The sequence below is a fragment of the Enterobacter cloacae complex sp. SHL001 genome, assembly GCF_049236825.1.
In the GTDB taxonomy this organism is placed as follows: Bacteria; Pseudomonadota; Gammaproteobacteria; order Enterobacterales; family Enterobacteriaceae; genus Enterobacter; species Enterobacter hormaechei_C.
Window position 1 is genome coordinate 40,582 of sequence record NZ_JBMKIP010000006.1, and the last position, 26,380, is coordinate 66,961.

Annotated in this window: 28 protein-coding genes; 19 read left to right on the forward strand and 9 right to left on the reverse strand. The window is 54.6% G+C overall.

Features of this window, described 5'->3' with window-relative positions:
* Positions 1-24: 24 nt before the first annotated feature.
* Both envC and ACOTYH_RS16640 read left to right on the forward strand, forming a co-directional pair.
* The gene (envC, locus tag ACOTYH_RS16635) at positions 25-1,284 is read left to right on the forward strand and encodes a murein hydrolase activator EnvC (RefSeq protein ID WP_026094345.1); all 1,260 of its coding nucleotides are present in this window, start codon (positions 25-27) and stop codon (positions 1,282-1,284) included.
* A gap of 3 nt (positions 1,285-1,287) precedes the next feature.
* Complete coding sequence (locus ACOTYH_RS16640; protein WP_017693955.1) at positions 1,288-2,220, forward strand: divergent polysaccharide deacetylase family protein; 933 nt, start codon at positions 1,288-1,290, stop codon at positions 2,218-2,220.
* Between the two features lie 11 nt (positions 2,221-2,231).
* Here the strand turns inward: ACOTYH_RS16640 and ACOTYH_RS16645 are convergent, their stop codons facing one another.
* Positions 2,232-3,032, reverse strand: a complete 801-nt coding sequence (locus tag ACOTYH_RS16645) for a glycosyltransferase family 2 protein (protein ID WP_108394228.1) — start codon at positions 3,030-3,032, stop codon at positions 2,232-2,234.
* Positions 3,033-3,238: 206 nt separating this feature from the next.
* Between ACOTYH_RS16645 and ACOTYH_RS16650 the strand changes: the two genes are divergently transcribed.
* Together ACOTYH_RS16650 and ACOTYH_RS16655 are read left to right on the forward strand one after the other, a co-directional pair.
* On the forward strand, positions 3,239-4,444 hold the full coding sequence (locus ACOTYH_RS16650) for a glycosyltransferase (protein ID WP_033486967.1): 1,206 nt from the start codon (positions 3,239-3,241) through the stop codon (positions 4,442-4,444).
* Between the two features lie 15 nt (positions 4,445-4,459).
* Positions 4,460-5,374: a hypothetical protein gene (locus ACOTYH_RS16655; protein ID WP_048973587.1), complete on the forward strand. Its 915-nt coding sequence runs from the start codon at positions 4,460-4,462 to the stop codon at positions 5,372-5,374.
* A 27-nt stretch (positions 5,375-5,401) separates the two neighbouring features.
* Here the strand turns inward: ACOTYH_RS16655 and tdh are convergent, their stop codons facing one another.
* The gene (gene tdh / locus ACOTYH_RS16660; protein ID WP_017383610.1) at positions 5,402-6,430 is read right to left on the reverse strand and encodes an L-threonine 3-dehydrogenase; all 1,029 of its coding nucleotides are present in this window, start codon (positions 6,428-6,430) and stop codon (positions 5,402-5,404) included.
* A gap of 9 nt (positions 6,431-6,439) precedes the next feature.
* Positions 6,440-7,636 carry a glycine C-acetyltransferase gene (gene kbl, locus ACOTYH_RS16665; protein ID WP_015570030.1) on the reverse strand — a complete coding sequence of 399 codons (1,197 nt, stop codon included), beginning with the start codon at positions 7,634-7,636 and terminating at the stop codon, positions 6,440-6,442.
* Between the two features lie 213 nt (positions 7,637-7,849).
* Between kbl and rfaD the strand changes: the two genes are divergently transcribed.
* From rfaD to ACOTYH_RS16690, 5 genes are read left to right on the forward strand one after another with little or no spacing between them, the layout of a single operon-like run.
* Positions 7,850-8,782 carry an ADP-glyceromanno-heptose 6-epimerase gene (rfaD, locus tag ACOTYH_RS16670; RefSeq protein WP_003860858.1) on the forward strand — a complete coding sequence of 311 codons (933 nt, stop codon included), beginning with the start codon at positions 7,850-7,852 and terminating at the stop codon, positions 8,780-8,782.
* Between the two features lie 2 nt (positions 8,783-8,784).
* A complete protein-coding gene (rfaF, locus tag ACOTYH_RS16675) occupies positions 8,785-9,831 on the forward strand; it encodes an ADP-heptose--LPS heptosyltransferase RfaF (RefSeq protein ID WP_015570031.1) in 1,047 nt (348 codons plus the stop codon).
* 3 nt (positions 9,832-9,834) lie between these two features.
* Entirely contained in the window at positions 9,835-10,818 is a 984-nt protein-coding gene (gene rfaC / locus ACOTYH_RS16680; protein ID WP_421637832.1) for a lipopolysaccharide heptosyltransferase RfaC, read from the forward strand.
* A gap of 3 nt (positions 10,819-10,821) precedes the next feature.
* Positions 10,822-11,931, forward strand: coding sequence for a glycosyltransferase family 9 protein (locus ACOTYH_RS16685; protein ID WP_058688714.1), 1,110 nt, complete (start codon positions 10,822-10,824; stop codon positions 11,929-11,931).
* A gap of 5 nt (positions 11,932-11,936) precedes the next feature.
* Positions 11,937-12,836: a glycosyltransferase family 2 protein gene (locus tag ACOTYH_RS16690; RefSeq protein WP_045907005.1), complete on the forward strand. Its 900-nt coding sequence runs from the start codon at positions 11,937-11,939 to the stop codon at positions 12,834-12,836.
* 26 nt (positions 12,837-12,862) lie between these two features.
* Here the strand turns inward: ACOTYH_RS16690 and ACOTYH_RS16695 are convergent, their stop codons facing one another.
* A complete protein-coding gene (locus ACOTYH_RS16695; RefSeq protein ID WP_047637978.1) occupies positions 12,863-13,816 on the reverse strand; it encodes a polysaccharide deacetylase family protein in 954 nt (317 codons plus the stop codon).
* 150 nt (positions 13,817-13,966) lie between these two features.
* Here ACOTYH_RS16695 and rfaQ point away from each other — a divergent pair, with 150 nt between their 5' ends.
* The 7 genes from rfaQ (at position 13,967) to coaD (ending at position 20,859) form a co-directional block, all read left to right on the forward strand.
* Entirely contained in the window at positions 13,967-15,037 is a 1,071-nt protein-coding gene (gene rfaQ / locus ACOTYH_RS16700) for a putative lipopolysaccharide heptosyltransferase III (protein WP_058688713.1), read from the forward strand.
* Positions 15,034-16,161 (forward strand): glycosyltransferase family 4 protein, encoded by a 1,128-nt coding sequence (locus tag ACOTYH_RS16705; RefSeq protein WP_015570036.1) that lies wholly within the window; start codon positions 15,034-15,036, stop codon positions 16,159-16,161. The genes rfaQ and ACOTYH_RS16705 overlap by 4 nt, the downstream gene beginning before the upstream one ends.
* 2 nt (positions 16,162-16,163) lie before the next feature.
* Positions 16,164-17,264, forward strand: coding sequence for a glycosyltransferase (locus tag ACOTYH_RS16710; RefSeq protein WP_017693963.1), 1,101 nt, complete (start codon positions 16,164-16,166; stop codon positions 17,262-17,264).
* A gap of 11 nt (positions 17,265-17,275) precedes the next feature.
* Entirely contained in the window at positions 17,276-18,265 is a 990-nt protein-coding gene (locus ACOTYH_RS16715) for a glycosyltransferase (RefSeq protein WP_421637833.1), read from the forward strand.
* Positions 18,266-18,331: 66 nt separating this feature from the next.
* Positions 18,332-19,606: a lipid IV(A) 3-deoxy-D-manno-octulosonic acid transferase gene (gene waaA / locus ACOTYH_RS16720; RefSeq protein ID WP_003860874.1), complete on the forward strand. Its 1,275-nt coding sequence runs from the start codon at positions 18,332-18,334 to the stop codon at positions 19,604-19,606.
* Positions 19,606-20,376: a glycosyltransferase family 2 protein gene (locus ACOTYH_RS16725; RefSeq protein WP_047741059.1), complete on the forward strand. Its 771-nt coding sequence runs from the start codon at positions 19,606-19,608 to the stop codon at positions 20,374-20,376. The genes waaA and ACOTYH_RS16725 overlap by 1 nt, the downstream gene beginning before the upstream one ends.
* Positions 20,377-20,379: 3 nt before the next feature.
* Positions 20,380-20,859, forward strand: coding sequence for a pantetheine-phosphate adenylyltransferase (gene coaD / locus ACOTYH_RS16730; protein ID WP_015570040.1), 480 nt, complete (start codon positions 20,380-20,382; stop codon positions 20,857-20,859).
* A 2-nt stretch (positions 20,860-20,861) separates the two neighbouring features.
* Here the strand turns inward: coaD and mutM are convergent, their stop codons facing one another.
* The 4 genes from mutM to radC all read right to left on the reverse strand — a co-directional run bounded on the left by mutM (position 20,862) and on the right by radC (position 23,053).
* Positions 20,862-21,671 carry a bifunctional DNA-formamidopyrimidine glycosylase/DNA-(apurinic or apyrimidinic site) lyase gene (gene mutM, locus ACOTYH_RS16735; protein WP_003860879.1) on the reverse strand — a complete coding sequence of 270 codons (810 nt, stop codon included), beginning with the start codon at positions 21,669-21,671 and terminating at the stop codon, positions 20,862-20,864.
* 72 nt (positions 21,672-21,743) lie between these two features.
* A complete protein-coding gene (gene rpmG, locus ACOTYH_RS16740) occupies positions 21,744-21,911 on the reverse strand; it encodes a 50S ribosomal protein L33 (RefSeq protein WP_003024094.1) in 168 nt (55 codons plus the stop codon).
* 22 nt (positions 21,912-21,933) lie between these two features.
* The gene (gene rpmB, locus ACOTYH_RS16745; RefSeq protein ID WP_002436699.1) at positions 21,934-22,170 is read right to left on the reverse strand and encodes a 50S ribosomal protein L28; all 237 of its coding nucleotides are present in this window, start codon (positions 22,168-22,170) and stop codon (positions 21,934-21,936) included.
* 217 nt (positions 22,171-22,387) lie between these two features.
* Entirely contained in the window at positions 22,388-23,053 is a 666-nt protein-coding gene (radC, locus tag ACOTYH_RS16750) for a RadC family protein (protein WP_421637834.1), read from the reverse strand.
* Between the two features lie 173 nt (positions 23,054-23,226).
* Between radC and coaBC the strand changes: the two genes are divergently transcribed.
* From coaBC to slmA, 3 genes are all read left to right on the forward strand, one after another.
* Positions 23,227-24,438 carry a bifunctional phosphopantothenoylcysteine decarboxylase/phosphopantothenate--cysteine ligase CoaBC gene (gene coaBC, locus ACOTYH_RS16755; RefSeq protein ID WP_168728665.1) on the forward strand — a complete coding sequence of 404 codons (1,212 nt, stop codon included), beginning with the start codon at positions 23,227-23,229 and terminating at the stop codon, positions 24,436-24,438.
* Positions 24,416-24,874: a dUTP diphosphatase gene (dut, locus tag ACOTYH_RS16760; RefSeq protein ID WP_045348433.1), complete on the forward strand. Its 459-nt coding sequence runs from the start codon at positions 24,416-24,418 to the stop codon at positions 24,872-24,874. Before coaBC ends, dut begins: the two co-directional genes overlap by 23 nt.
* A gap of 121 nt (positions 24,875-24,995) precedes the next feature.
* Positions 24,996-25,592 carry a nucleoid occlusion factor SlmA gene (slmA, locus tag ACOTYH_RS16765; protein WP_003860901.1) on the forward strand — a complete coding sequence of 199 codons (597 nt, stop codon included), beginning with the start codon at positions 24,996-24,998 and terminating at the stop codon, positions 25,590-25,592.
* Between the two features lie 82 nt (positions 25,593-25,674).
* On the opposite strand, the gene pyrE is transcribed toward slmA, so the two are convergent.
* A complete protein-coding gene (gene pyrE, locus ACOTYH_RS16770; protein ID WP_015570043.1) occupies positions 25,675-26,316 on the reverse strand; it encodes an orotate phosphoribosyltransferase in 642 nt (213 codons plus the stop codon).
* Positions 26,317-26,380 lie beyond the last annotated feature (64 nt).

Below are 26,380 nucleotides of genomic sequence, written 5' to 3' on the forward strand. Positions count from 1 at the left end.
ATGAGGGGAAAGGCGATTTTTTCAATCACATGGGTCGTGAAGCCGCTTCGGTTATCAGTCAGACCTCTGCTTTGCGCCAGCGCACTCAGCGCTGGCGTATTGCTGTGCGCCGCATCCGCCCACGCGGATGACCGCGATCAGCTTAAATCCATTCAGGCCGATATCGCCGCCAAAGAGCGTGCGGTACGTCAGCAGCAACAGCAGCGCGCCACCCTGCTCGCCCAGCTTAAAAAGCAGGAAGAGGCCATTTCCGCCGCCGCGCGTAAGCTGCGTGAAACACAAAACACCCTTGCCCAGCTCAATAAGCAAATCGATGAAATGAACGCGTCGATTGCGAAACTGGAGCGTCAGCGCGATGCCCAGGAGCGGAACCTTGCTGCACAGCTTGATGCTGCTTTCCGTCAGGGTGAGCACACAGGCCTTCAGCTTATCCTCAGCGGTGAAGAGAGCCAGCGTGGTCAGCGTTTACAGGCCTATTTCGGCTATCTAAACCAGGCGCGTCAGGAGACCATTGCGCAGCTGAAACAGACGCGCGAAGAAGTCACCACGCAAAAAGCCGAGCTGGAAGAGAAGCAGAGCCAGCAGCAAACGCTGCTCTACGATCAGCAGGCGCAGCAGGAGAAGCTTGAGCAGGCGCGCAATGAGCGTAAGAAGACGCTCGCCGGGCTGGAGTCCTCTATCCAGGCAGGACAAAGCCAGCTGAGCGAAATGCGCGCCAACGAATCCAGACTGCGTAACAGCATTGCCCGGGCAGAAGCCGCGGCCAAAGCGCGCGCCGAAAAAGAAGCGCGCGAAGCGCAGGCGGTGCGTAATAAGCAGCAGGAAGCCTCCCGGAAAGGCACCACCTACAAACCGACTGAAAATGAACGTTCCCTGATGTCGCGTACCGGCGGCCTCGGCTCCCCGCGTGGTCAGGCTTACTGGCCCGTTCGCGGTACGATCCTGCATCGCTATGGCGAACAGTTGCAGGGTGAGCTACGTTGGAAGGGGATCGTTATCGGTGCGTCTGAAGGTAGCGAAGTGAAAGCCATCGCCGATGGCCGCGTGATCCTGGCCGACTGGCTACAGGGTTATGGGCTCGTGGTGGTGGTTGAACACGGTAAAGGCGATATGAGTCTTTACGGCTACAACCAGAGCGCGCTGGTCAGCGTTGGCACCCAGGTGCGCGCGGGTCAACCCATTGCCCTTGTGGGCAGCAGTGGCGGTCAGGGCCGCCCGTCACTCTATTTCGAAATTCGTCGTCAGGGTCAGGCGGTCAATCCACAGCCGTGGTTGGGAAGATAGGTTTTGCTTCAATTTCGTCGAATTGTTGTTTCCGTAGTCAGCGCACTGGCGCTGGCTGCACCGGTTTATGCAGGCAAACTCGCGATTGTGATTGATGACTTCGGTTATCGACCACACTATGAAAATCAAGTGCTGGCGATGCCGCCAGCCATCTCTGTCGCCGTCCTGCCTAATGCGCCTCACGCGCATGAAATGGCGACCAAAGCGCACAATGGCGGCCATCAGGTCCTCATCCATCTGCCGATGGCCCCCCTCAGCAAGCAGCCGCTGGAAAAAGATACCCTGCGCCCGGACATGAGCAGCGACGAGATCGATCGCATCATCCGCGATGCGTACAATAAAGTGCCGTATGCCGTGGGTCTGAATAACCATATGGGCAGCGCGATGACCTCCAGCCTGTACGGTATGCTGAAAGTGATGCAGGCGCTGGAGCGTTACAATCTCTATTTCCTCGACAGCATGACCATCGGCAACAGCCAGGCGATGCGTGCCGCTCAGGGGACAGGTGTAAAAGTCATCAAGCGCAAAGTATTCCTGGACGACTCCCAGAACGAAGCGGATATCCGCGTGCAGTTCAACCGCGCGGTACAGCTGGCGCGCCGTAACGGTTCGGCGATTGCCATTGGGCATCCGCATCCGTCTACCGTTCGCGTTTTGCAGCAAATGTTGCCGGGCTTACCCGCCGATATTACGCTGGTGCGTCCGAGCGATCTGCTCAATGAACCTCAGGTGGATACTTCTCGTCCGGGTAGCGCGCAACCACCCGCAACGCAGCCGCGTAATCCATTCCGCGGCGTGAAGAACTGCACGCTGAAACAGCCACCTGAACCGGTCTATGCAACCCGCTTCTTCTCGGTGATTGGCGAAAGCATCAGCAGCAGTACACTGGTTAAATACGTCCAGCAACAGTGGCAGGGTTGGGGAAAAAAAGCCTGATCGGCTAACGCCTATTCTGCCAGATAAGAGTCCGACTGCTCTTTTGCAACGGACTCTCTCTTTTCCCGATCCTGATACCAGGCCTTGAAATATTTCATAAAACTGTACGCCGTGGCATAAAACCCTGTCACCACACCCACTTTTCCCTGACGCCACGCACCGCTAAACAGATACCATTTGAAAAATGCGCCAATAGCGCTGATCGCGCCGCGACCAAGAGAGGGACGTATCGTCTGATATTGAACCAGGCGAGTGGTATATCCGTTTAATTTATTAAAAAGTTCATGCAGCGAATGAAACGTATCATGTCTGACATAACCTGGAATACGTTCAGAACGGAGAAAACCTTCAACCTGATCGTCTACTGGCCGGTTATTAAATCGCGACTGCGTACGGTTAAAAAGACGCACCGGATAATCCGGTGATGAGACGGGATAAATCGTTCGGACATTTTCTCCCAAAACAAACCAGTGACGACATATCCGCCACGCCATATCCAGTTCGGGTTCATCGCCCATTTTTAATTCTAAAATAGCATCAACGGTTTCTTGATCGAGTATTTCGTCACTGTCCATGCACAGCACCCAGTCGTTATGCGCATGGGATACGGCATGGTTCATCTGCTCGCCGTGCCAGCTATATTTTTTGAATATGGGCGACAATCCATAACTCTGGCAAATATATATCGTCGAGTCTGTACTTCCGGAATCCACTATAACGAATTCATCTGCTATTTTTAAAAGAGGAGGAATAACATCGTGCAACGTTCTTTCGGAGTTAAACGTTAATAAGCAGACCGTTATTTTAAACATATTTTCACTCTCTCAATAACGACATAAAATTTTTGCACTCATACTATCGAATTGAGAAGAGGCGATTAAAGTCTTAAATCGCACTTTTAAAATAAGCGCGTTTAAAATGTTTTCTTGTAAAAAGACAAAGAAATACAAAAAATCTATTTTATTTCAGTAAATTCTTTATAATGCGGTCAGATGAAGGGTAGCATACGGATTCAGACATGCCGCAAAAACGTAAAATCCTCCTCCTGGACACGGGCAAAGAATGGGGGGGAGGTACCAACAGTATGCTTGAGCTTCTGAAGCGAATCAACCGCGACAAATTCGACATTACCTGTTGTTTTTACAGTGATTATAGTCGTGCTGAAGGTCAAACGATTGGCCAGGTGCTCAATAGCATTGGGATCCCGCTACTCGTTATCCCTCAACGTAAGCAACCGGCATGGGCAAAACTACTGAAAGAAGCGGGACGTGGTCTGCTGTTTTTTTCGCGTTCAGCGCGCAAAGCATTTACGCGGCATATCGATACCCTGTGGCGCATTCGCCCCAACGTCAGCAAGATCGAGACCATTTTCAGAGAAGGTGGTTTCGATACGCTGTATATGAACAACCAGCCAGGCTCTAACGAAGAAGGGTATCTGGCGGGCGCAAACCTGCATGCGCGGATAATCCAGCACTGCCGGATTGAACCGGTGCTGACCCCGCCGCTGGTGAAGCTGGTGAATACCCATGCCACAAAAATTATCGCCGTCTCGCACGGCGTTGAACGCGTGCTACTTCAGCATGGCGTCCGGCCCGAGCTGTGTACCACGGTCAACAATGCTATCGACATCCACCAGCCTTTGCCCGACCGACGCGCGATGCGCCAGCGCCTGAACATTGATGACGACACGTTTGTGTTCGGCAGCATTGGCTCGCTAATCCCTCGCAAAGCCAACCACCATACGCTGGAGGCGCTGGCACAGTTCAGCCAGAGGCACCCGCAGGCAAAATGGAAGATGGTGCTGGTCGGTGAAGGGGCGGAGCGCGGCGCACTGGCGGCACAGGCTGACGCGCTGGGTATTGCTGAGCACGTCATTTTTACCGGTTTCCAGAACACGCCTTTTGACTATCTCGCCACCTTTGACGCATTTATTCTGGCCTCGAAGAGCGAAGGCCTGCCGCGCGTCGTGCTGGAGGCAATGCTGCTGAATATTCCCGTGATTGGTTCAAAGGTGACCGGCACGGCAGAATTGATCGATCATGAGTCGACCGGCCTGCTGTTTCCCTGGAGCGACGTGTCGCAACTTGCTCAACATCTGGATAATATCTGGCAGGATCCTGCTCTGCGCGCCCGGCTCGCCGCTGCCGCACACCAGAATGTCTGCAACATGTATGCCATTGAAAGCTATGTTAACGGTGTCGAGGCCGTTCTTGGCGCGCAATAACCAAACGAGAAGAACATGTTTAAATTCCTGAATGCTCGCTACCGCCACATTACCGGGCGTCATAACATTCCTTACGCTTCCCTTCCGGTCACGCGCGATCTCGTTGCGGTGGATTCCATTGTGATCCCGTGTACGGGCGCGGATTTCGTCGAAGAGGCGTTATTGTCAGCGACCTTTGCAGAGCGTTATGCCACCGACGTCAGCGAGATTGTTATCGTCAGCGATCAGCCTGAATCCGCTTTCGGCGAGCTGCCGCCAAAAACCCGCGTTGTTACCCTCACGCTTCCAAAACGTGAAGAAGGTTACCGCTATAAGCAGATCTACCTCAGTCGTCTGGTGAAGCTTAACGCTCCGTTGCAGGCGCGCGGTGAAGGTGTGCTGATGATCGACTCCGATCTCAACCTGCTTAAAATGCCAGAGATCAACATGGCGGATATGCACATCTACTCCAGCTTCCGTCAGGGCAAAATGATTGCCAAGCTGGACGGCGCGCCAGCGGAGAAAGTGCCGGCATATTACAAAGAAACGGTGCGTCCGTATCTGGTCGATCACGTTAACGGCGCGTTTCTTGCCGCCACCAAAAAGACCTGGCGCCGTATCTGCCCGCTGTGGCTGACGCTGTTCCAGGATACCTGGGAGCTGATGGACGACACGCAGCCGCCGACCGATCAGCTGCCGCTCGCTGCGCTGCTGGACATGCTGGATGTAACAACGGTTAACCTCGGTGACTGGATGAACTGGCCGGTCTCCAAGAAGATCGGCGGTCAGGAAGCCGTTGTGCCGAAAGAGGTGATTGGCGCGCACGGTGGTTTCCCGCTTTCCGAATGGCAGAAGTATCTGGAATCGCCGGATAACAAACTGCTGTTCAAAGGCCAGGATTACACCCGCAAGGTGCGCTACCTGACGGACGAAGAGAAAAAAAATCAGTAAAAAAAGGGGCCGCTGGCCCCTTTTTAATTACTTATCCCAGCTCAGGATCACTTTCCCTGACTGGCCGGACCGCATTGCGTCAAAGCCCTGCTGGAACTCATCGATGGAGAAACGGTGAGTGATAATCGGGGACAGATCCAGACCGGACTGGATCAGCGCGGCCATCTTGTACCAGGTTTCGAACATCTCACGGCCATAGATGCCCTTAATGAACAGCCCCTTGAAGATGACTTTGTTCCAGTCAATGGACATATCTGACGGCGGAATACCCAGCATCGCGATACGGCCACCGTGGTTCATGGTGTCGAGCATGGTGCGGAACGCCGGTGGCGCGCCGGACATCTCCAGACCCACGTCAAAGCCTTCGGTCATGCCCAGCTCTTCCATCACATCGGTCAGGCTCTCTTTCGAGACATCCACCGCGCGGGTGACGCCCATTTTGCGCGCCAGCGACAGGCGGTATTCGTTCACGTCGGTGATCACCACGTTGCGCGCACCCACATGCTTCGCCACGGCTGCCGCCATAATGCCGATGGGGCCCGCGCCGGAAACCAGCACGTCTTCACCCACCAGGTCGAAGGAGAGCGCCGTGTGTACCGCGTTGCCGAACGGGTCGAAGATGGAGGCCAGATCGTCAGAGATATTGTCCGGGATTTTGAACGCGTTAAACGCCGGGATCACCAGGTATTCCGCGAAGCAGCCCGGACGGTTCACGCCCACGCCGACGGTGTTGCGGCACAGGTGGGTACGCCCACCGCGACAGTTACGGCAGTGACCGCAGGTAATGTGGCCTTCACCGGAGACGCGATCGCCAATGTTGAAGCCTTTTACTTCCTGGCCGATACCCACCACTTCGCCGACATATTCGTGACCGACAACCATCGGTACCGGAATGGTTTTCTGCGACCACTGGTCCCAGTTGTAGATGTGAACGTCAGTACCGCAGATGGCGGTTTTACGAATTTTGATCAGCAGATCGTTATGACCGACTTCCGGCTCCGGCACGTCGGTCATCCAAATCCCTTCTTCCGCTTTCAGTTTGGATAACGCTTTCATCATACGTCCTCAGGCAATGACGCCCAGCTGTTTGCCGATGCGGGTAAAGGCTTCCACCGCACGTTCAATTTGTTCAGGCGAGTGCGCCGCAGACATCTGGGTGCGGATACGCGCCTGACCTTTTGGTACCACCGGGAAGAAGAACCCGGTCACGTAAATCCCTTCTTTCTGAAGCTCACGAGCAAATTTCTGCGCGACAACCGCGTCGCCCAGCATCACCGGAATGATCGCGTGATCGGCACCGGCCAGGGTGAATCCTGCGGCACTCATTTTTTCACGGAACAGGCGGGCGTTAGCCCACAGGCGGTCGCGCAGCTCAGCCCCGGATTCCACCATCTCCAGCACTTTAATGGAGGCAGCCACAATCGCCGGCGCCAGGGAGTTGGAGAACAGATACGGGCGGGAGCGCTGGCGCAGCCACTCGACCACCTCTTTACGCGCGGCGGTGTAGCCGCCAGACGCGCCGCCGAGCGCTTTGCCCAGCGTACCGGTGATGATATCCACGCGGCCCATTACGTCGCAGTATTCGTGGGAGCCACGACCGTTTTCGCCGACAAAACCGACCGCGTGAGAGTCATCCACCATCACCAGCGCGTCGTATTTATCCGCCAGATCGCACACGCCCTTCAGGTTGGCGATCACACCGTCCATGGAGAACACGCCGTCGGTGGCGATCAGGACGTGGCGAGCCCCCGCTTCACGGGCCTCTTTCAGGCGCGCTTCCAGCTCCACCATGTCGTTGTTGGCGTAGCGGAAACGCTTCGCTTTGCACAGGCGTACGCCGTCGATGATGGAGGCGTGGTTCAGGGCGTCGGAGATAATCGCGTCTTCTGCGCCGAGCAGGGTCTCAAACAGACCGCCGTTGGCGTCGAAGCAGGAGGAGTACAGAATCGCGTCTTCCATTCCGAGGAAGTTCGCCAGCTTTTGCTCAAGCTGCTTGTGGCTGTCCTGCGTACCGCAGATAAAGCGAACGGAGGCCATACCGAAACCGTGGGTGTCCATGCCGTTTTTCGCCGCGGCAATTAGCTCAGGGTGATTCGCAAGACCTAAATAGTTGTTCGCGCAAAAGTTGATCACATGGCTGCCGTCGGCAACGGTGATGTCCGCCTGCTGGGCAGACGTGATAATACGCTCTTCTTTGAACAACCCTTCCGCACGTGCGGTGTCGAGGTCGCTGTTTAACTGTTTGTAAAAATCACCACGCATTGCAATTCTCCAGACTCGGCAAATTTTGGCACATATTACCCAAACCAATAGTTCATGACGAGATGACGCAGTATCTCTTCTCGTTTTTGCAGCATAAATCACGCGTACCCCTGCTGCATATCGGTGAATGGCTGAAGCCTGAGCGTTGTGATGATATGATAAAGAGATTAGCGTTCGGGATATTCCCCGACTCATACTTCAAAGGTTACAGTTATGATCATCGTTACTGGCGGCGCGGGCTTTATCGGCAGCAATATTGTTAAGGCCCTCAATGACAAAGGCATCACCGACATTCTGGTGGTGGACAACCTGAAAGACGGCACCAAGTTCGTGAACCTGGTGGATCTGAACATCGCTGACTACATGGATAAAGAAGACTTCCTTATCCAGATTATGGCGGGTGAAGAGTTCGGCGAGATCGAAGCCATCTTCCACGAAGGTGCTTGCTCCTCCACCACCGAGTGGGACGGCAAGTACATGATGGATAACAACTATCAGTACTCCAAAGAGCTCCTGCACTACTGCCTGGAGCGCGAAATTCCGTTCCTGTACGCCTCTTCCGCGGCAACCTACGGTGGGCGCACTTCAGATTTCATCGAATCCCGCGAATATGAGCAGCCGCTGAACGTTTACGGTTACTCCAAGTTCCTGTTTGATGAGTACGTACGTCAGATCCTGCCAGAAGCGAACTCGCAGATTGTCGGCTTCCGCTACTTCAACGTCTACGGGCCGCGCGAAGGCCACAAAGGCAGCATGGCGAGCGTGGCGTTCCACCTGAACACCCAATTAAATAACGGCGAAAGCCCGAAACTGTTCGAAGGCAGCGACGGCTTCAAGCGTGACTTCGTCTACGTGGGCGATGTGGCGGCAGTAAACCTGTGGTTCCTGGAAAATGGCGTGTCCGGCATTTTCAACCTGGGCACCGGCCGCGCGGAATCCTTCCAGGCGGTGGCAGACGCGACGCTGGCGTACCATAAGAAAGGCAGCATTGAGTACATTCCGTTCCCGGATAAGCTGAAAGGCCGCTACCAGGCATTCACCCAGGCGGACCTGACTAACCTGCGCGCCGCAGGCTACGACAAGCCGTTCAAGACCGTTGCCGAAGGCGTAACGGAATATATGGCCTGGCTGAACCGCGACGCATAAGCATGAAAATTCTGGTGATCGGCCCGTCATGGGTGGGCGACATGATGATGTCGCAAAGTCTCTATCGCACGCTCAAGGCGCGTTATCCCCAGGCGATAATCGACGTGATGGCACCCGCATGGTGCCGTCCGCTGTTATCGCGTATGCCGGAAGTGAACGAGGCGATCCCGATGCCGCTCGGACACGGGGCGCTGGAAATCGGTGAACGCCGCAAACTCGGCCACAGCCTGCGCGAGAAACGCTATGACCGCGCGTACGTGCTGCCTAACTCCTTCAAATCCGCCCTTGTGCCCTTCTTTGCGGGCATCCCGCACCGTACCGGCTGGCGCGGTGAAATGCGCTACGGCCTGCTGAACGACGCCCGGGTGCTGGATAAAGAGGCCTGGCCGCTGATGGTGGAGCGCTACGTGGCGCTGGCCTACGACAAAGGCGTGATGCGCAGCGCGAAAGATCTGCCGCAGCCGCTGCTGTGGCCGCAGCTCCAGGTAAGCGATGGGGAGAAATCCCACACCTGCAACGCATTTGGCATTTCGTCCGAACGCCCGATGATTGGGTTCTGCCCTGGCGCAGAATTCGGTCCGGCAAAACGCTGGCCGCACTATCACTATGCAGAGCTGGCGAAACAGCTTATCGATGAAGGCTATCAGATTGTGCTGTTTGGCTCGGCGAAAGATCATGAGGCGGGCAATGAAATTCTCGCCACGCTGAGCACCGAGCAACAGGCATGGTGCCGCAACCTGGCCGGGGAAACGCAGCTCGAGCAGGCGGTTATCCTGATTGCCGCCTGTAAGGCCGTGGTCAGTAACGACTCTGGCCTGATGCACGTCGCCGCCGCGCTGGACCGCCCGCTGGTCGCGCTGTATGGCCCAAGCAGCCCGGACTTTACGCCGCCACTGTCGCATAAGGCGCGCGTGATCCGTTTGATCACCGGCTACCACAAGGTGCGCAAAGGCGATGCCGCAGAAGGTTACCATCAGAGCCTGATCGACATTACCCCGCAGCGTGTTCTCGAAGAACTCAACGCACTGCTGTTGAGCGAAGAAGGATAACGGATGCGGGTATTGATCGTTAAAACCTCCTCAATGGGTGATGTTCTGCATACGCTGCCGTCGCTGACGGACGCCATGCGGGCCATTCCCGGCATCCGTTTTGACTGGGTGGTGGAAGAAGGCTTCGCGCAGATCCCCACCTGGCATGAAGCGGTTGATCGCGTGATCCCGGTGGCCATTCGCCGCTGGCGCAAAGCATGGTTCTCCGCACAGATTAAAGCCGAACGCAAAGCCTTCCGCGAAGCGGTGCAGGCCCGGCGTTACGACGCGATCGTCGACGCCCAGGGGCTGGTGAAAAGCGCCGCGCTGGTCACGCGTCTGGCGCACGGCGTAAAGCACGGCATGGACTGGCAAACCGCCCGCGAACCGCTGGCGAGCCTGTTCTATAATCGTCGCCACCATATTGCGAAGCAGCAGCACGCCGTGGAACGTACCCGCGAGCTGTTCGCTAAGAGTCTCGGCTATGCAAAACCCGACCTCCAGGGTGACTACGCCATCGCACAGCATTTTCTGCGCGAAACGGACAAGGATATCGCGCCCTATCTGGTTTTCCTGCATGCCACAACGCGCGACGATAAGCACTGGCCGGAAACGCACTGGAGAAGGCTGATTGAACTAATGCAACCTTGCGGTATCCATATTAAACTCCCGTGGGGCGCTGAACATGAGCGGCAGCGAGCGGAACGTCTGGCAGCAGGTTTTTCCCACGTCGAGGTGTTACCCAAACTCACGCTGGCGCAGGTTGCCGCACAGCTGGCGGGCGCTAACGCCGTCGTTTCTGTGGATACAGGGTTAAGCCATTTAACCGCCGCACTGGATCGTCCTAATATCACGATTTTCGGCCCGACCGATCCGGGGTTGATCGGGGGTTACGGTAAAAACCAGCATCAGATGGTCAGCCCTACGCAACAAACGAAGGATATTAGCGCAGATGCTATTTTTTCATTTTTACAGGGCAGCCATCGGCTTTCCAACATGGATATTTAACCCATGAGTTATGTATTTCTGCTGATTTTACTCTTTCCGGTGAAACTCATCCGGAAGCTGTTTCGAAAGGACACGGGCAAGAACCTTGTCATTCAGACAGCCAAAATCGGTGACTTTATTAATGCGACGCCTCTTCTGGCATATCTGCAAAAAAGCGATGTGTTGATCAGTCGCAGCGTTGGCGCGCTGGCGAAGCATGATGAGACTATTGAGCAGATCTATTTTATTGAGCAGCATAAGCGCAACCTGTGGCGTAAACTGTGCTTCGCGTGCAGGATCATGAACCGCTACGACAACGTCTACCTGCTACAGCCCAACAGCGTGAACCTCTTTTTTGCCGCCGTCTGCAATGCCAAAAACAAACAATTTTTAAGCATTTACACGCGCAGGTGGTATCACGGGATTTTCTATCTCGCAGCCGACGGCACCGTTGAGCATGGCAAAAAAACGCTTTCGGTGACGAACTACCTGAAACTGGCCGACCGCTCGCTCACGTGGCAAGACTCTCCCAAGCACGCCACAAAGCCACTCTTCAAGCCGACGACCTGGCCGGCCATTCTTGATAAACCTGGCGTTATCCGCATCGGCATCAGTATTGCGGCGGGCAATAAAGCCAAAACCGTCCCTCCGGTTATCTGGAAGCGGATTGTTGATCAACTTGCTGATTTACCCTGCGAGTTTTATGTCTTCGGCGCGCCAAACGAACAGTCGTGGATGGACGATATCACCCGTCTTTACGGTGACATCCCCAATTTTATCAATCTTATTGGCAAAATTTCGCTGAAAGAGCTTCCCTGGGCCATTTCTAAGATGGACTGCTATATCGCGTCTGACTCGGGGAATGTCTACATCGCAGACGCCGTCGGCGTGCCGGTGGTCCTGCTGTTTGGACCGTGTTGTCACTATGAACAGCGTCCGCTTGGCAATGTGATGCTGATCGGGAATGACGATAACATTTGTTCTTATGTGTTTGAAACGCGCTATTACTTCCCGCAAGAACGGGAAGCGCTATTCTCTGTCACTGACTCCGCGTTACACGATCTTCAGCAGTTTATCCGTACACTACCAAAAGCCCGCTCACTGGCTAGCGCTACCGACGCTCAAGGAAACTAATTTTTATGGCTTTTTTAAGCGTCATTATTGCTGCGCATAACGCTGAAGCTACGCTGCACGCCACGCTTTCAAGCCTGCTGGCAGCAACCGATCAGGACACTGAAATTATTATTTTCAATGACAGTTCTGAGGATGCCACGCAGGCAATAATTGATGAGTGGTCGCCGAAATTTCCTCAGATCATAACGCGCACCGTGAACTTTCGTAACGTAGGCCGGGTAAGAAACAGCGCTGTCGCGCTGGCATCGGGTGAGTATATTACGATGCTCGACAGTGACGATTGCTTAAAGCCGGGCAGCCTCAGGGACGCAATAGCCTTCCTGAAAGCGCAACGTCCGGACATGTTACTGACTCGTTTGCTTGAGATTCGCGATCCCCGGAAAATAACGTCAGACTGGCAGGGATTTAATCCTGTGCCATTGTCACAACATGAAGCAATTACTCGTTTCTTACGTCATAAAGACTTTCAGGCACATCTCATTGGCCAGTTTATTCATCGTAGTCTTTACGAGAAAAATCCCATACCTCCGATGTTATGTTATGAGGATTTCGCTGTCTTCCCGGGAATGTTGATGCAATCGAGTAAAATAGCCTATCAGCGCCAGGGGCATTATTATTACATCAAGCGTCGCGACAGTTTGTCGAGCAGTCTGGACGCCAGCAAAATTTCAACGCTTGTCGAATGCACGTTACAGATGGAAAGAACATTTCCGTCACGCTACAAACATCTCGTCAATTGCCACTGGTTTGATATTTACAGCAACCATCGGTCCTGTCTTACAGACCAACAATTGCAGCTCGTGAAACAACGCGTAAAGACCATGTATACATTGTCTTTTTTCCTGTCCACCGATGTTCGTTTTAGCTACAAAAAAAGGGTTATTGAGGCGTTATGGAAAAAATAAAACCACGGCCCGCCTGGCGGGCATAACTATTTTTTGTACTGGTAAAACTCCGCCAGCGTCATCCCCACGGTCTTATCTGATAACCAGGTAAAGAGCTGCTCCAGATCCTGATACAGCCCCTCAATCGCGGCCTCGTCTTTAAAAGTAGGGCTCCCGCCAGGCATAAATTCCGACGAATGCAGCATGAATTCCACGTAGTCATTCCCCTGAGCCAGGCACTGCTGCGCAACCTTAATCATCTCCGCCGCATTTCCTCCGGACGGACGTAACCAGTTAACTGACGGAGAACGGTATTTACCGCGCAGACGATCATAACCCTGCTTCAGGGAATTCAGCCATGCCGGGTGTTTATACTGGATGCTCATCGGTACTTCGAGGAGAGGGCTGTTTCCCGGCCGGGAAATGTCGTCTACGTCCAAAAAGTAGGCACGATCGGGAAAATGCTGGTAATTCGTTCCGCCATTACCCTGCGGAGCGCCTTTCGCGTTGCGCCAGTTCACGCGCGGCGTAACGGAACAATCTACCTGATACCCCAGCTCAATCAGCAACTGGGCGTAACGGCTGTCGAATGCCCAGCGCCCGGCGCGATGGCTGAGCATTTTTGTCTGGAAAGTCTCTTCCAGTAAGCGGGTCATGAAGAGCACTTTCTCACGCATGACCTCGTCTGAAAACTCAATCAGATAAGGCTGCCAGCGCCAGTCATCACCGGTCAGATCGTGCTCCGGAGGGCTATTCCAGGCATGGAGATGCATTCCCACCTCAGCCTGGCCGCGGGCTATGACCTCTTTCGCGAACTCAATGAATACCGGTTCGACTGCCATCTCGTAGTTGGTCAGCCAGACGGGCTTAAAGCCGAAGCGTTCACAAAGCGCCTGAAACCGCGCCAGGTAGCGCGCGTTTTCCGTTTTGATCACCCGGTGGTTCTGCCAGAGATTATCCCCTTCGGTATCGATCGTGATGATAAACGCTGGTTTTTTCATAATGAGCCCGCAAGACAAAATAGTTAGCGCTATGTTACGCACGCCCGAAAGCAGGAGTAAACCCTTCCAGGGAAATTCCTGACATTATGGAGAAAGAGTGCAAGTCGTTACCAGGTCTATTAGAATTGCCAATAGTACAACGCCGATAAGATGATGATGAATAACTTACCTGACACGCCTGATTTGCGCATTTTACTGATCAAACTTCGCCATCATGGTGACATGTTACTCACCACCCCCGTCATCAATTCATTACGCCAGAAATGGCCTGACGCCCAAATCGACGTGCTTCTCTATGAAGAGACGCGAGACATGCTCGCCGCGCACCCGGCAATCGGGACGATCTATGGTATCGATCGTAAATGGAAGCAGCTGGGGACGCTGAAGCACCTGCAAAAAGAGTGGCAGTTGCTTCGTGCTTTACGTGCTCAGCATTATCATCTGGTGATCAATCTTGCCGATCAGTGGCGCAGCGCGATTGTTACCCGCTTCACCGGTGCACCGGTTCGGCTCGGGTTCGCTTTTAACAAGCGCAATAATGCCTTCTGGCGTTTTTGTCACAGTGAACTGGTCTCGGTCGCCAGCCATCAGTCGTTGCACACCGTTGAACAAAATCTCTCCATACTGTCAGCGCTGCCGGTAATGGCCAACCCTACCGTGACCATGGCTTACAGCGCGGATGACTGGCGCCATGCTCACCAAAAGCTGTCGCAAAAGGGCGTGGGAGACCGCTACATCGTTATTCAACCCACTTCACGCTGGTTCTTTAAGTGCTGGGATGAAGGCAAAATGGCGCAAACTATCGCCGCGTTGCAGCAGGACGGCCACACTATCGTCCTCACGGCGGGACCGGATAAGAAAGAGCTGGCGATGATTGACCGCATTCTTGCCGCCTCCCCGCAGACGGGTGTTGTATCGCTGGCAGGGCAGTTAACCCTGCGCCAGCTGGCCTCGCTAATCGATCACGCGATCCTGTTCATTGGCGTTGACTCCGTACCCATGCACATGGCCGCCGCCCTTCAGACGCCCTGCGTGGCGCTGTTTGGCCCGTCAAAATTGACGTTCTGGTCGCCATGGCAGGTTAAAGGAGAGGTCATCTGGGCAGGTAACTACGGCCCGCTTCCCAACCCTGACGCCATTGATACAAAAACGACGGAACGTTATCTCGACGCCATCCCCGTTGATGCTGTCGTCTCCGCCGCAAGGAGATACCTGCAATGAAGCTTCATCGTCTGGCCATTGTGCGCCAAAAATATCGTCCGGATGGGGGAGCAGAACGTTTTGTCTCCAGGGCACTTACCGCGCTGAGCAATCAAAATCTTGAGCTCAACGTCATCACCCGCGAGTGGCAGGGCGAAAAGCAGGACGACTGGCATATTCATATTTGCGATCCCCGGAAGTGGGGCCGCATCAGCCGTGAGCGCGGCTTTGCACACGCCGCACGCGCGCTGTGGCAGCAACAGCAGTTTGATATTGTCCAGAGCCACGAACGTATTCCGGGCTGCGATATTTACCGCGCCGGGGATGGTGTACATCGACGCTGGCTGCTACAGCGTACGCGTATTCTTCCCGCCTGGCGCGCGAAGCTGCTTATGCACGATCGCTATCACCGCTACGTGATGCACGCAGAACGTGAAATGTACCAGGCTCCCGAGTTGAAAGCCGTTATCTGTAATGCGGAGATGATCAAGCGCGAAATCGTCGAAGACTTTGATATTGACGCAAAAAAGATACATGTGATTTATAATTCAATAGATTCCAGCCGCTTCGTTCCGGCAGAAGAGAGGCAACGCGCTGTACTGCGTCAGCAATTTGGCTTACCCGCTGATGCCGTCATTTTCTGCTTCGTGGGTTCAGGGTTTGAACGCAAGGGGCTGGCAAGCGCTATTCGGGCTATAGCAGGAACCTCGGCGTGGCTGGTTGTGGTCGGTCAGGATAAAGCGGAAAGCCGTTATCGCGACCTCGCCCGTTCATTAGGCTGTGAGGGGCAAATCCGTTTCCTGGGGATGCAAAAAGAGACGCTGCCATTTTATCAGCTTTCTGATGGTTTACTGCTGCCGACGCTGTATGATCCTTTCCCTAACGTCATACTTGAAGCAATGGCCTGTGGATTGCCCGTCATTACGTCAGAGAGTTGCGGTGGTTCAGAATTTATTGAGCAAGGCCAGAACGGGTTTTACTGTGATGCACTTGATATCCACACATTGAAGGAGGCCGTCATGTCCATCCCTTCACTGGAAAAAAATAACAATATGGGGCTTGCGGCGCGTGAACGCGTCAGAGAAGCAACCCCTGAAAAACTATCAAGTCAGCTTATTTCGCTTTATCAAAAATTACTGGATTAATAATGCGCATCCTAATGATTATTGATGGTTTACCCGGTGGAGGAGCCGAAAAGACGGTTCTTACCCTCTCCAGCGGACTGACAGAACTGGGGCATCAGGTCACCCTTTTCTCCTTACGGAAGGTGTGCGACTACGCCATTCCGGAAGGCATCGATTTTCAGGTTGTGCAGGATACCTGTAAAAAACCCTGGCGGAAGCTGACCGAGATCCCGCGTCGCGCCCGTTTGCTGGATCGCGCCATCGAGCAGGCAGAACGCAGCGGTAAATTTGACGTCGTGTTCTCGCATCTGCATAAAACCGACCGTATCGTAGCACACAGCCGCGTGCTGGATCGGGATAAGGTCTGGTTCTGCGTACACGGGATGTTCTCCTTCTCCTATTTGCGCCATCGCAGCGGGCTTTCTCGCTGGTTTAAGCATTATAAAATTCGTCATACCTATGAAAACCGCAACGTGGTGGCGGTTTCCGGCGCCGTGCTGCACGATCTCTCTGAGGTACTCGCGATCCCCCTGCGGCGCAAAGCGGTTATCCATAACCCCTTTGATATCCCTGAAATTCAGCGTCTGGCGGAAGCGCCCTTTGAGATGCAGGGGCAGGATTACATTATCCACGTTGGCCGTTTTCATGAACACAAACGTCACGACCGGCTGCTGCGGGCGTTCGCGCTGAGCAAGATCGACGCATCGCTGGTGTTGATGGGTAAAGGTTCTGACGCGAAAATAAACCAGCTCAAACAGCTTGCCGCTAAGCTGGGAATTGAAAACAAGATCGTCTTCCGCCCATTCGAAACTAACCCCTACCCGTGGATCAAAGGGGCACGCCTTTTAGTGTTAAGTTCCGACTGCGAAGGTTTTGGTAATGTACTGGTAGAGTCCATTATCTGTCAGACCCCACCGGTGAGTACAAACTGCCCTGGCGGCCCTGCTGAGATCCTTACTGGCCCCCTGGCGCGTGGTCTGACAGCGTTAACCGACGAATCACTGGCGAAAACACTGGCAGAACTGTATGCCTCTCCGCCGGTTGTTGATCGCGAAACGATCGCATCGTTCGGTATCAACGCCATTTGCCAGCAATACATTGCTTTGGTCGACAACCAAAAATAATCAGGTTTCATATGCAAAATTCAGCGCCTTTATTAAGCGTGGTGGTTGCCGTTTATAACGGTGAAGCTTTTCTCGATCAGTTCTTTACCTGCCTTGTAGATCAACACATCGACAGTATGGAAGTCATCATCGTGAATGACGGTTCCACTGACCGCTCGATGCAGATTGTCGAAAAATGGCGCGAAAAGCTGCCACAGATGCAGGTTATTGAACAACCTAATCAGGGCGTGTCCATCGCGCGTAATACTGGCCTGGCCGTTGCGACCGGGCAGTATCTCTCTTTCCCGGATATTGATGATGTCTTCAAACCCGGCATGTACCAGCGTCTGCTGGATATGGCCGTCACGCAGAACCTGGATGTCGCCACCTGCAATGGTAACTACGTCTGGGAAAATAACAAAAAACCGTCTCGCCCTATCTTCCCTGAAGATAAGCTCGCCTCAACGGGCGTCATGAATGGCGCGGCATGGTTAAAAAAGGCGCTGGATTCACGTAAGTTCCTGCATGTGACCTGGCTGAATATCTATCGTCACGATTTTATTCGTCAGCACGGCTTCCGTTTCGAGCCAGGCCTGCGCCATCAGGATATCCCGTGGACGACTGAGGTGCTGCTTGCCGCGGAACGCGTTCAATACACCAGCGAACGCTTTTACGACTACTACATTCACTCCGCCTCGGTATCGCACACCCCGGATAATGACGACACGCTGATTCGCTCTGCGCGCCATTATATGAAGATCCTGAAGATGCTTGATGCCATTAACCAGCGCTACCCGGATAAAGTGAAAAATATCCCGGCCTGTTACTGGCAAATCGCTAAAGAGGGTCTGGGAATTATTCATACCTTCGACAACATGAAGGATGAGGCGAAGAAATCAATGATAATCAATGAGTTCTTCGACACCGGGATCTGGAAGCTCATCTGGAAAAGTGCCAAAAGCCCGCGTTTGCGCTGGCGCCTGGGCCGGCGCTACTTCCGTTTAAAACGGTATCTGGCATAAGAGATAGCTTTAGCACGCTTAAATGCTTAGAATTTCCCGGCCGAAACTAAAAAAACGGATAATCGCTTGGAATTGTTGTATACCGCCCTGCTCTACATCATTCAGCCACTGGTGTGGCTGCGACTGTTGCTTCGTAGCCGTAAAGCGCCTGCGTACCGTAAACGCTGGGCCGAACGTTATGGCTACTGCCGCAATAAAGTGGCGCCGGACGGTATTCTGCTGCATTCCGTGTCAGTCGGGGAAACGCTGGCCGCCATTCCACTGGTGCGTGCCCTGCGCCACCGTTATCCGTCACTGCCCATCACCGTCACCACGATGACGCCAACCGGCTCAGAGCGCGTGATGTCTGCCTTCGGTAAAGACGTGCATCACGTCTACCTGCCGTACGATCTCCCCTGCGCCATGAACCGTTTCCTGAATACCGTGCGCCCTAAACTGGTGATCGTCATGGAAACCGAACTGTGGCCGAATATGATTTCCGCCCTGCATGCCCGTAAAATTCCTTTGGTTATCGCCAACGCGCGTCTGTCGGAACGCTCGGCGAAAGGGTACGGCAAGCTGGGTAAATTTATGCGTCGCCTGCTCAGCAAAATCACGCTGATCGCCGCGCAGAACGAAGAAGATGCCGCGCGCTTTATCGCCCTCGGCCTGAAGCGCAACCAGCTTGCGGTCACGGGTAGCCTGAAGTTCGATATTTCCGTCACCCCTGAACTCGCCGCCCGTGCGGTAACACTGCGTCGTCAGTGGGCGCCGCGTCGCCAGGTCTGGATTGCCACCAGCACCCATGACGGCGAAGAAGCCATTATTCTTCAGGCTCACCGCCAGCTGCTGGAAAAATTCCCTGATTTACTGCTGATTCTGGTTCCTCGCCATCCTGAGCGTTTTAAAGATGCCCGCGAGATGGTGCAAAAAGGCGGTTTCAGCTTCACCCTGCGCAGCAGCGGCGAAATCCCCTCTGGCAGCACGCAGGTGGTGATTGGCGATACGATGGGCGAACTGATGCTGCTGTACGGGATCGCCGATCTTGCTTTCGTTGGCGGAAGCCTGGTGGAGCGCGGTGGTCATAACCCGCTGGAGCCAGCAGCCCACGCCATTCCCGTGCTGATGGGGCCACACACGTTTAACTTCAAAGATATCTGCGCGAAATTGCAGCAAGCCGATGGCTTAATCACCGTGACCGACGCGGATTCGGTGGTCAAAGAGGTCTCTACCCTTCTGACTGACGAAGATTACCGCCTGTGGTACGGTCGTCACGCCGTTGAAGTCCTGCATCAGAACCAGGGGGCGCTGACCCGTCTGCTGCAACTTCTGCAACCTTACCTGCCGCAGCGGAGCCACTAATGTCAACGCGTCTGTCGGTCGTGATGATCGCCAAAAACGCCGCCGACCTGCTTTCGGATTGCCTGGCCTCTGTTGCCTGGGCTGACGAAATCGTCATTCTCGACTCCGGAAGTACGGACAACACGGCGGACGTTGCCCGTGCAGCCGGGGCAAAAGTCTTTACCGACACCGACTGGCAGGGCTACGGTATTCAGCGCCAGCGTGCGCAGGGTTACGCCACGGGCGATTACGTGTTGATGATCGATACCGATGAGCGCGTCACCCCGGAACTCCGACAGGCCATTCAAACGGTGCTTGCCGCGCCACAGCCCGGCGCGGTCTACAGTATCGCGCGTCGTAACTATTTCCTGGGCCGCTTTATGCGCCACAGCGGCTGGTACCCCGACCGCGTGATGCGCCTCTATGCGCGCGAGCGTTATCAGTACAACGACAACCTGGTCCATGAATCTCTGGCCTGCGATGGCGCTCAGGTCATCCCCCTGACGGGCGATCTGCTTCATCTGACCTGCCGCGATTTCGCCAGCTTCCAGCGTAAACAGCTGAACTATGCCACCGCCTGGGCGCAGGAGCGGCATACGCGCGGCAAGAAGGCCACGCTGACCGGCATCTTCACCCACACGCTGGGCGCGTTTCTGAAAACGCTGCTGCTGCGTGGCGGCGTGCTGGACGGCAAACAGGGCTGGTTACTGGCCGTAGTGAATGCCCAGTATACTTTCAACAAATACACCGAGCTGTGGGCGCTGAACCGCGGCTACTCAGAGAAAACGTGAGCCATGAGCACAAAAGCGATTTATCCGGGTACCTTCGATCCGATCACTAACGGTCATCTTGATATCATCACCCGTGCGGCGTGTATGTTCGACAAGGTAATTCTGGCCATTGCCGCCAGCCCGAGCAAAAAGCCGATGTTCGACCTGAACGAACGCGTGCAGCTTGCCACCGATGCGATTTCGCATCTGTCGAATGTTGAGGTCGTCGGATTCAGCGACTTGATGGCAAACTTTGCCCGTGACCGGCAGGCCAATATCCTGATCCGCGGTCTTCGCGCGGTAGCAGACTTCGAATATGAGATGCAGCTGGCACACATGAACCGCCATCTGATGCCGGAGCTGGAGAGCGTATTCCTGATGCCCTCCAAAGAGTGGTCCTTCATCTCTTCCTCACTGGTGAAAGAGGTGGCGCGCCATCACGGGGACGTTACCCACTTCCTGCCGGTTAACGTCCACCAGGCGTTGATGGAAAAGCTAAAGTAACCCTACTTCTGGCACTGACGGCAGTAAAACGTGGCGCGCTGAGCGTGCTTCGTGGCAATAATCGGCGTCCCGCAGGCTCTGCACGGCTCACCCTTACGGCCATAAACCTGCAACTCCTGCGCAAAATAGCCTGGCTTCCCGTCGCTTTGCAGGAAATCCTTCAGCGTCGTCCCGCCCTGCTCAATTGAGCGCAGCAGTACCGCTTTAATTACTCTGACCAGCAGCTCGCACTCCTGCGCCGACAGCGAGGAGGCCAGCCGATCGGGATGGATCCCGGCGGCAAACAACGATTCGCTGGCATAGATATTTCCCACGCCCACCACCAGCTTGTTATCCATCAGCCAGGGTTTAATCGGGGTTTTCTTTTTCGCGCACTTCTCTTTGAGATAATCCGCGTTAAACGCCTCTGACAGCGGCTCAGGTCCGAGATGCGCCAGCACGTTGTGTCCTTCCAGCTCTTTGGTCCACAGCCATGCGCCAAAGCGACGCGGGTCGGTGTAACGCAGCACTTTGCCGTTACTCATCACCAGATCAACGTGGTCGTGCTTTTCCGCAGGCAACTCTTCGGTGAGGATGCGCAAGCTTCCCGACATGCCCAGATGGATAATGATCCAGCCGTCAGGCAGCTCCAGCAGCAGGTATTTCGCGCGGCGCTGCACGCTCAGGACGGGTTTGTCGCTTAACGCGTGGATCTCATCGGACACCGGCCAGCGCAGACGCCCGTTGCGAACGACAGCATGAAGAATAGTCGCGCCAACCAGATGGGGCTCAATGCCGCGGCGGCTGGTCTCTACCTCTGGTAATTCAGGCATGGTTCCTCCGTTGAGATGCAGAATGCAAAAAACCCCGCAGTTGCGGGGTTTTTCAATACAAGGAGACTAAAATTATTTGATTTTAGCTTCTTTGTACAGTACGTGCTGGCGTACAACTGGATCGAATTTTTTCAGTTCCAGTTTTTCCGGCTTAGTACGTTTGTTCTTCGTGGTGGTGTAGAAGTGACCTGTACCAGCAGAAGAAACCAGCTTGATTTTCTCGCGAATACCTTTAGCCATGATTTATTTCCTCTTTAAGTACTTAGTACTTTTCGCCACGGGCACGCAGTTCGGACAGAACTGTATCGATGCCTTTCTTATCGATTACACGCATACCTTTAGCAGATACGCGCAGGGTGACAAAACGCTTCTCGCTCTCAACCCAGAAACGGTGAGAGTGCAGGTTCGGCAGGAAACGGCGTTTAGTCGCGTTCAGTGCGTGGGAACGGTTGTTACCGGTCACCGGACGCTTGCCAGTAACTTGGCAGACTCGGGACATGTCTATTCTCCAAAAATCAAATTAGCTCGAGCTTCGTATGGGGTATCGGCGCCTCGTCAGGCTTTACAGCCCGGTCATCGCATAGTTCTATTGAACTCTCGATTGCCAGGCCCAAATGCCAAACCCGAGATTCTCAAAGGTGGCGTAGTATACGCTGACTCGGCGGTGTGCTCAAGTCCCGAACAGACAAAGATCCCGATGGATCGCGAGAAAAGGCCTAAATCCAGCCACGTTCGGCAAAAGAAATGTACTCTCCGCGGCCAATTATCAGATGGTCCAGCACACGAATGTCCATGAATTGACAGCATTTGATAATACGTTCGGTAATTGCTTTGTCAGCTCTGCTTGGTTCTGCACAGCCAGAGGGGTGATTATGCGCGAGGATCACGCCGGCTGCATTCACTTTTATCGCTTCCCGCACAATTTCACGCGGATGCACCTCAACGTGGCTCAATGTTCCCGAAAAAAGGCGGGTATGTTTCAGTACCCGGTTTTTGTTGTCGAGAAAGATCACCATAAAGATCTCCCGCTCCAGATCGGAGAGCTGGCTTTGCAGAAATTCGCGGGTCATGTCGGGGGTGAGGATCGGGTCTTCTTCCTCCATACGCACGTTGTAAAATCGCCGGGCCAGCTCGGCAATGCCCCGTAACTGGGCATATTTCGCCACGCCAATGCCCTCAACGTGCGTAAACGCCTCCAGCTCAGCGGTCAGCAATCCATACAGTGAACCGAAATGGTCTATCAGTTCTTTCGCCAGCGTAAATACCGTTTTCCCCGCCGTGCCTGTGCGTAAAAAGAGCGCCAGCAGCTCGTCGTCCTTTAACAACGTGACGCCATGACGCAGCATTTTTTCACGCGGTAGCAGCAGTTCAGTCTCTTCCATGCCCGGCCTCCTTCTGTTTGCCATTATGCTGCCACAGGCAAATTCGGGGTTCGACGCTGGCATTTCGTTCTTGCGTAACGCCTCGCAAAGTGAATTAAGGACATCATCACCCCGTTTTAGGGATTGTGATAAAATGCCCGCTCTCTGGTGAAACCCAACAGGAAAGAATCATGATGAGCCTGGCCGGTAAAAAAATCGTTCTTGGCGTCAGCGGCGGTATTGCTGCCTATAAAACGCCAGACCTGGTGCGCCGTTTGCGCGAGCGCGGGGCCGACGTACGGGTCGCGATCACCGAAGGCGGCAAAGCCTTTATCACCCCGCTGAGCCTGCAAGCCGTCTCGGGATACCCGGTATCCGACAGCCTGCTCGACCCGGCAGCCGAAGCCGCAATGGGCCACATTGAGCTGGGGAAATGGGCCGATCTGGTTATCCTTGCCCCCGCCACGGCAGATTTAATTGCCCGCGTGGCAGCCGGTATGGCGAACGATCTGGTAACGACCATTTGCCTCGCCACGCCTGCGCCCGTCGCGGTTGTGCCCGCAATGAACCAGCAGATGTACCGCAACGCCGCTACCCAGCATAATCTGGACACGCTGGCCTCGCGCGGCCTGCTGATTTGGGGACCGGACAGTGGCAGCCAGGCCTGCGGCGACGTTGGGCCAGGGCGTATGCTCGACCCATTGACGATTGTTGATATGGCCGCCGCCCATTTCTCGCCTGTCAACGATCTGCAACATCTCAACATCATGATTACCGCGGGCCCCACGCGCGAGCCGCTGGATCCGGTGCGTTACATCACCAACCACAGCTCCGGCAAAATGGGCTTTGCGATTGCTGCCGCGGCAGCCAAACGCGGCGCGAACGTCACGCTGGTGAGCGGCCCGGTGTCGCTTACCACCCCTGCGTTTGTGCAGCGTATTGATGTAACGACCGCGCTGGAAATGGAAGCCGCCGTACAGGCACATGCTCAACAGCAGCATATTTTTATCGGCTGTGCGGCCGTCGCTGATTACCGCGCCGAAACCATTGCCGACGCCAAAATTAAAAAGCAAGGTGATGAATTAACAATAAAAATGGTGAAGAATCCGGATATCGTTGCCGGTGTCGCCGCATTGAAAACTCATCGACCTTACGTTGTTGGGTTTGCCGCAGAAACGAATAATGTGGAAGAATATGCCCGGCAAAAACGTACCCGCAAAAACCTCGATTTGATTTGCGCGAACGACGTATCGCTGTCCACGCAAGGATTTAACAGCGACAGCAACGCATTGCACCTTTTCTGGCAGGATGGAGATAAAGTCTTACCGCTTGAGCGCAAAGAACTCCTGGGCCAACACTTACTGGACGAGATCGTTACCCGTTATGATGAAAAAAATCGACGTTAAGATTCTGGACCCGCGCGTTGGCGAGCAATTTCCGCTGCCAACGTATGCCACCTCCGGCTCTGCCGGTCTTGACCTGCGCGCCTGTCTTGATGACGCCGTAGAACTGGCGCCGGGTGCAACGACCCTGATCCCGACCGGGCTGGCGATTCACATTGCTGACTCGTCACTGGCAGCGGTGATCCTGCCGCGCTCTGGCCTGGGCCACAAGCATGGCGTCGTGCTGGGTAATCTGGTCGGCCTGATCGATTCTGACTATCAGGGTCAGCTGATGGTATCCGTCTGGAACCGTGGCCAGGACAGCTTCACCATTGAGCCGGGCGAGCGTATCGCGCAGATGGTGTTTGTACCGGTGGTGCAGGCAGAATTTAACCTGGTGGCAGACTTCGACGCTACCGACCGTGGCGAAGGCGGCTTCGGCCATTCCGGGCGCAAATAACCGCCCGACAAACACGCATCTCACAGCGCCATAATGCAATAACAAACCGCAAACGTCAGTTTGCGGGTCGCTGTGTGGTTGCCAGCCTGACAAGTGCTTATTTTCAGGGGTATTTTGTAACATGGCAGAAAAACAAACCGCGAAAAGGAATCGTCGCGAAGAAATACTTCAATCTCTGGCTCTGATGCTTGAATCCAGCGACGGCAGTCAACGCATCACCACCGCAAAACTGGCGGCCTCTGTGGGCGTGTCAGAGGCGGCGCTGTATCGTCATTTCCCGAGCAAAACCCGGATGTTTGACAGCCTGATCGAGTTTATCGAAGACAGCCTGATCACGCGCATCAACCTGATTCTGAAGGATGAAAAAGACACCAGCACGCGTCTGCGTCTGATTGTGCTGCTGATTCTGGGGTTTGGTGAACGTAACCCGGGTCTGACCCGTATTCTGACCGGCCACGCGCTGATGTTTGAACAGGATCGTCTGCAAGGCCGTATAAACCAGCTTTTTGAGCGTATCGAAGCCCAGCTGCGTCAGGTTCTGCGCGAGAAGAAAATGCGGGAGGGCGAGGGATATAATACGGATGAAACCCTGCTGGCAAGCCAGATCCTGGCATTTTGCGAAGGGATGCTCTCCCGGTTTGTGCGCAGCGAGTTTAAATATCGACCAACGGACGATTTTGACGCCCGCTGGCCGTTAGTGGCTGCTCAGTTACAGTAACGCCATCGCCGGATGGCGGCTTCGCCTTATCCGGCCTACGAACGGGTAGGCCCGGTAAGCGTAGCGCCACCGGGCAATTGAATTATACGCCAAACTCTTCGCGGTATTGACGCACCGCCGCCAGATGATCAGCCATCTCAGGCTTCTCTTCCAGATACGCAATCAGGTCTTTCAGCGTGATAATCGACGTGACCTTGCAGCCATAATCGCGCTCCACTTCCTGAATAGCAGAGATGTCGCCGCGCCCGCGCTCCTGACGATCGAGCGAAATCAGCACACCCGCAAGCGTTGCGCCGTTAGCCTGGATAATCTCCATCGATTCACGGATCGCGGTACCTGCGGTGATCACGTCATCCACCAGCATCACGCGCCCCTGCAACGCACTGCCTACCAGATTGCCGCCTTCACCGTGGGTTTTGGCCTCTTTACGGTTAAAGCAGTACGGTACGTCGCGGTCATGGTGCTCCGCCAGCGCTACCGCCGTGGTGGTTGCGATTGGAATGCCTTTGTACGCGGGGCCAAACAGCAGGTCGAAATCAATCCCGGAATCCACCAGCGCTTCGGCATAGAAGCGGCCTAACAGTGCCAGGTCGCGCCCGGTATTAAACAGTCCGGCGTTGAAGAAATACGGGCTTTTACGCCCGGATTTCAGCGTGAACTCGCCAAACTTAAGTACCTGCTTGTTAAGCGCAAACTCAATAAACTGGCGCTGATACGATTTCATGGATTTGCTCCTTTGTCTTTTCAGTCTTACAGGCAAAAAAAAGGCGACTCATTGGTCGCCTTAA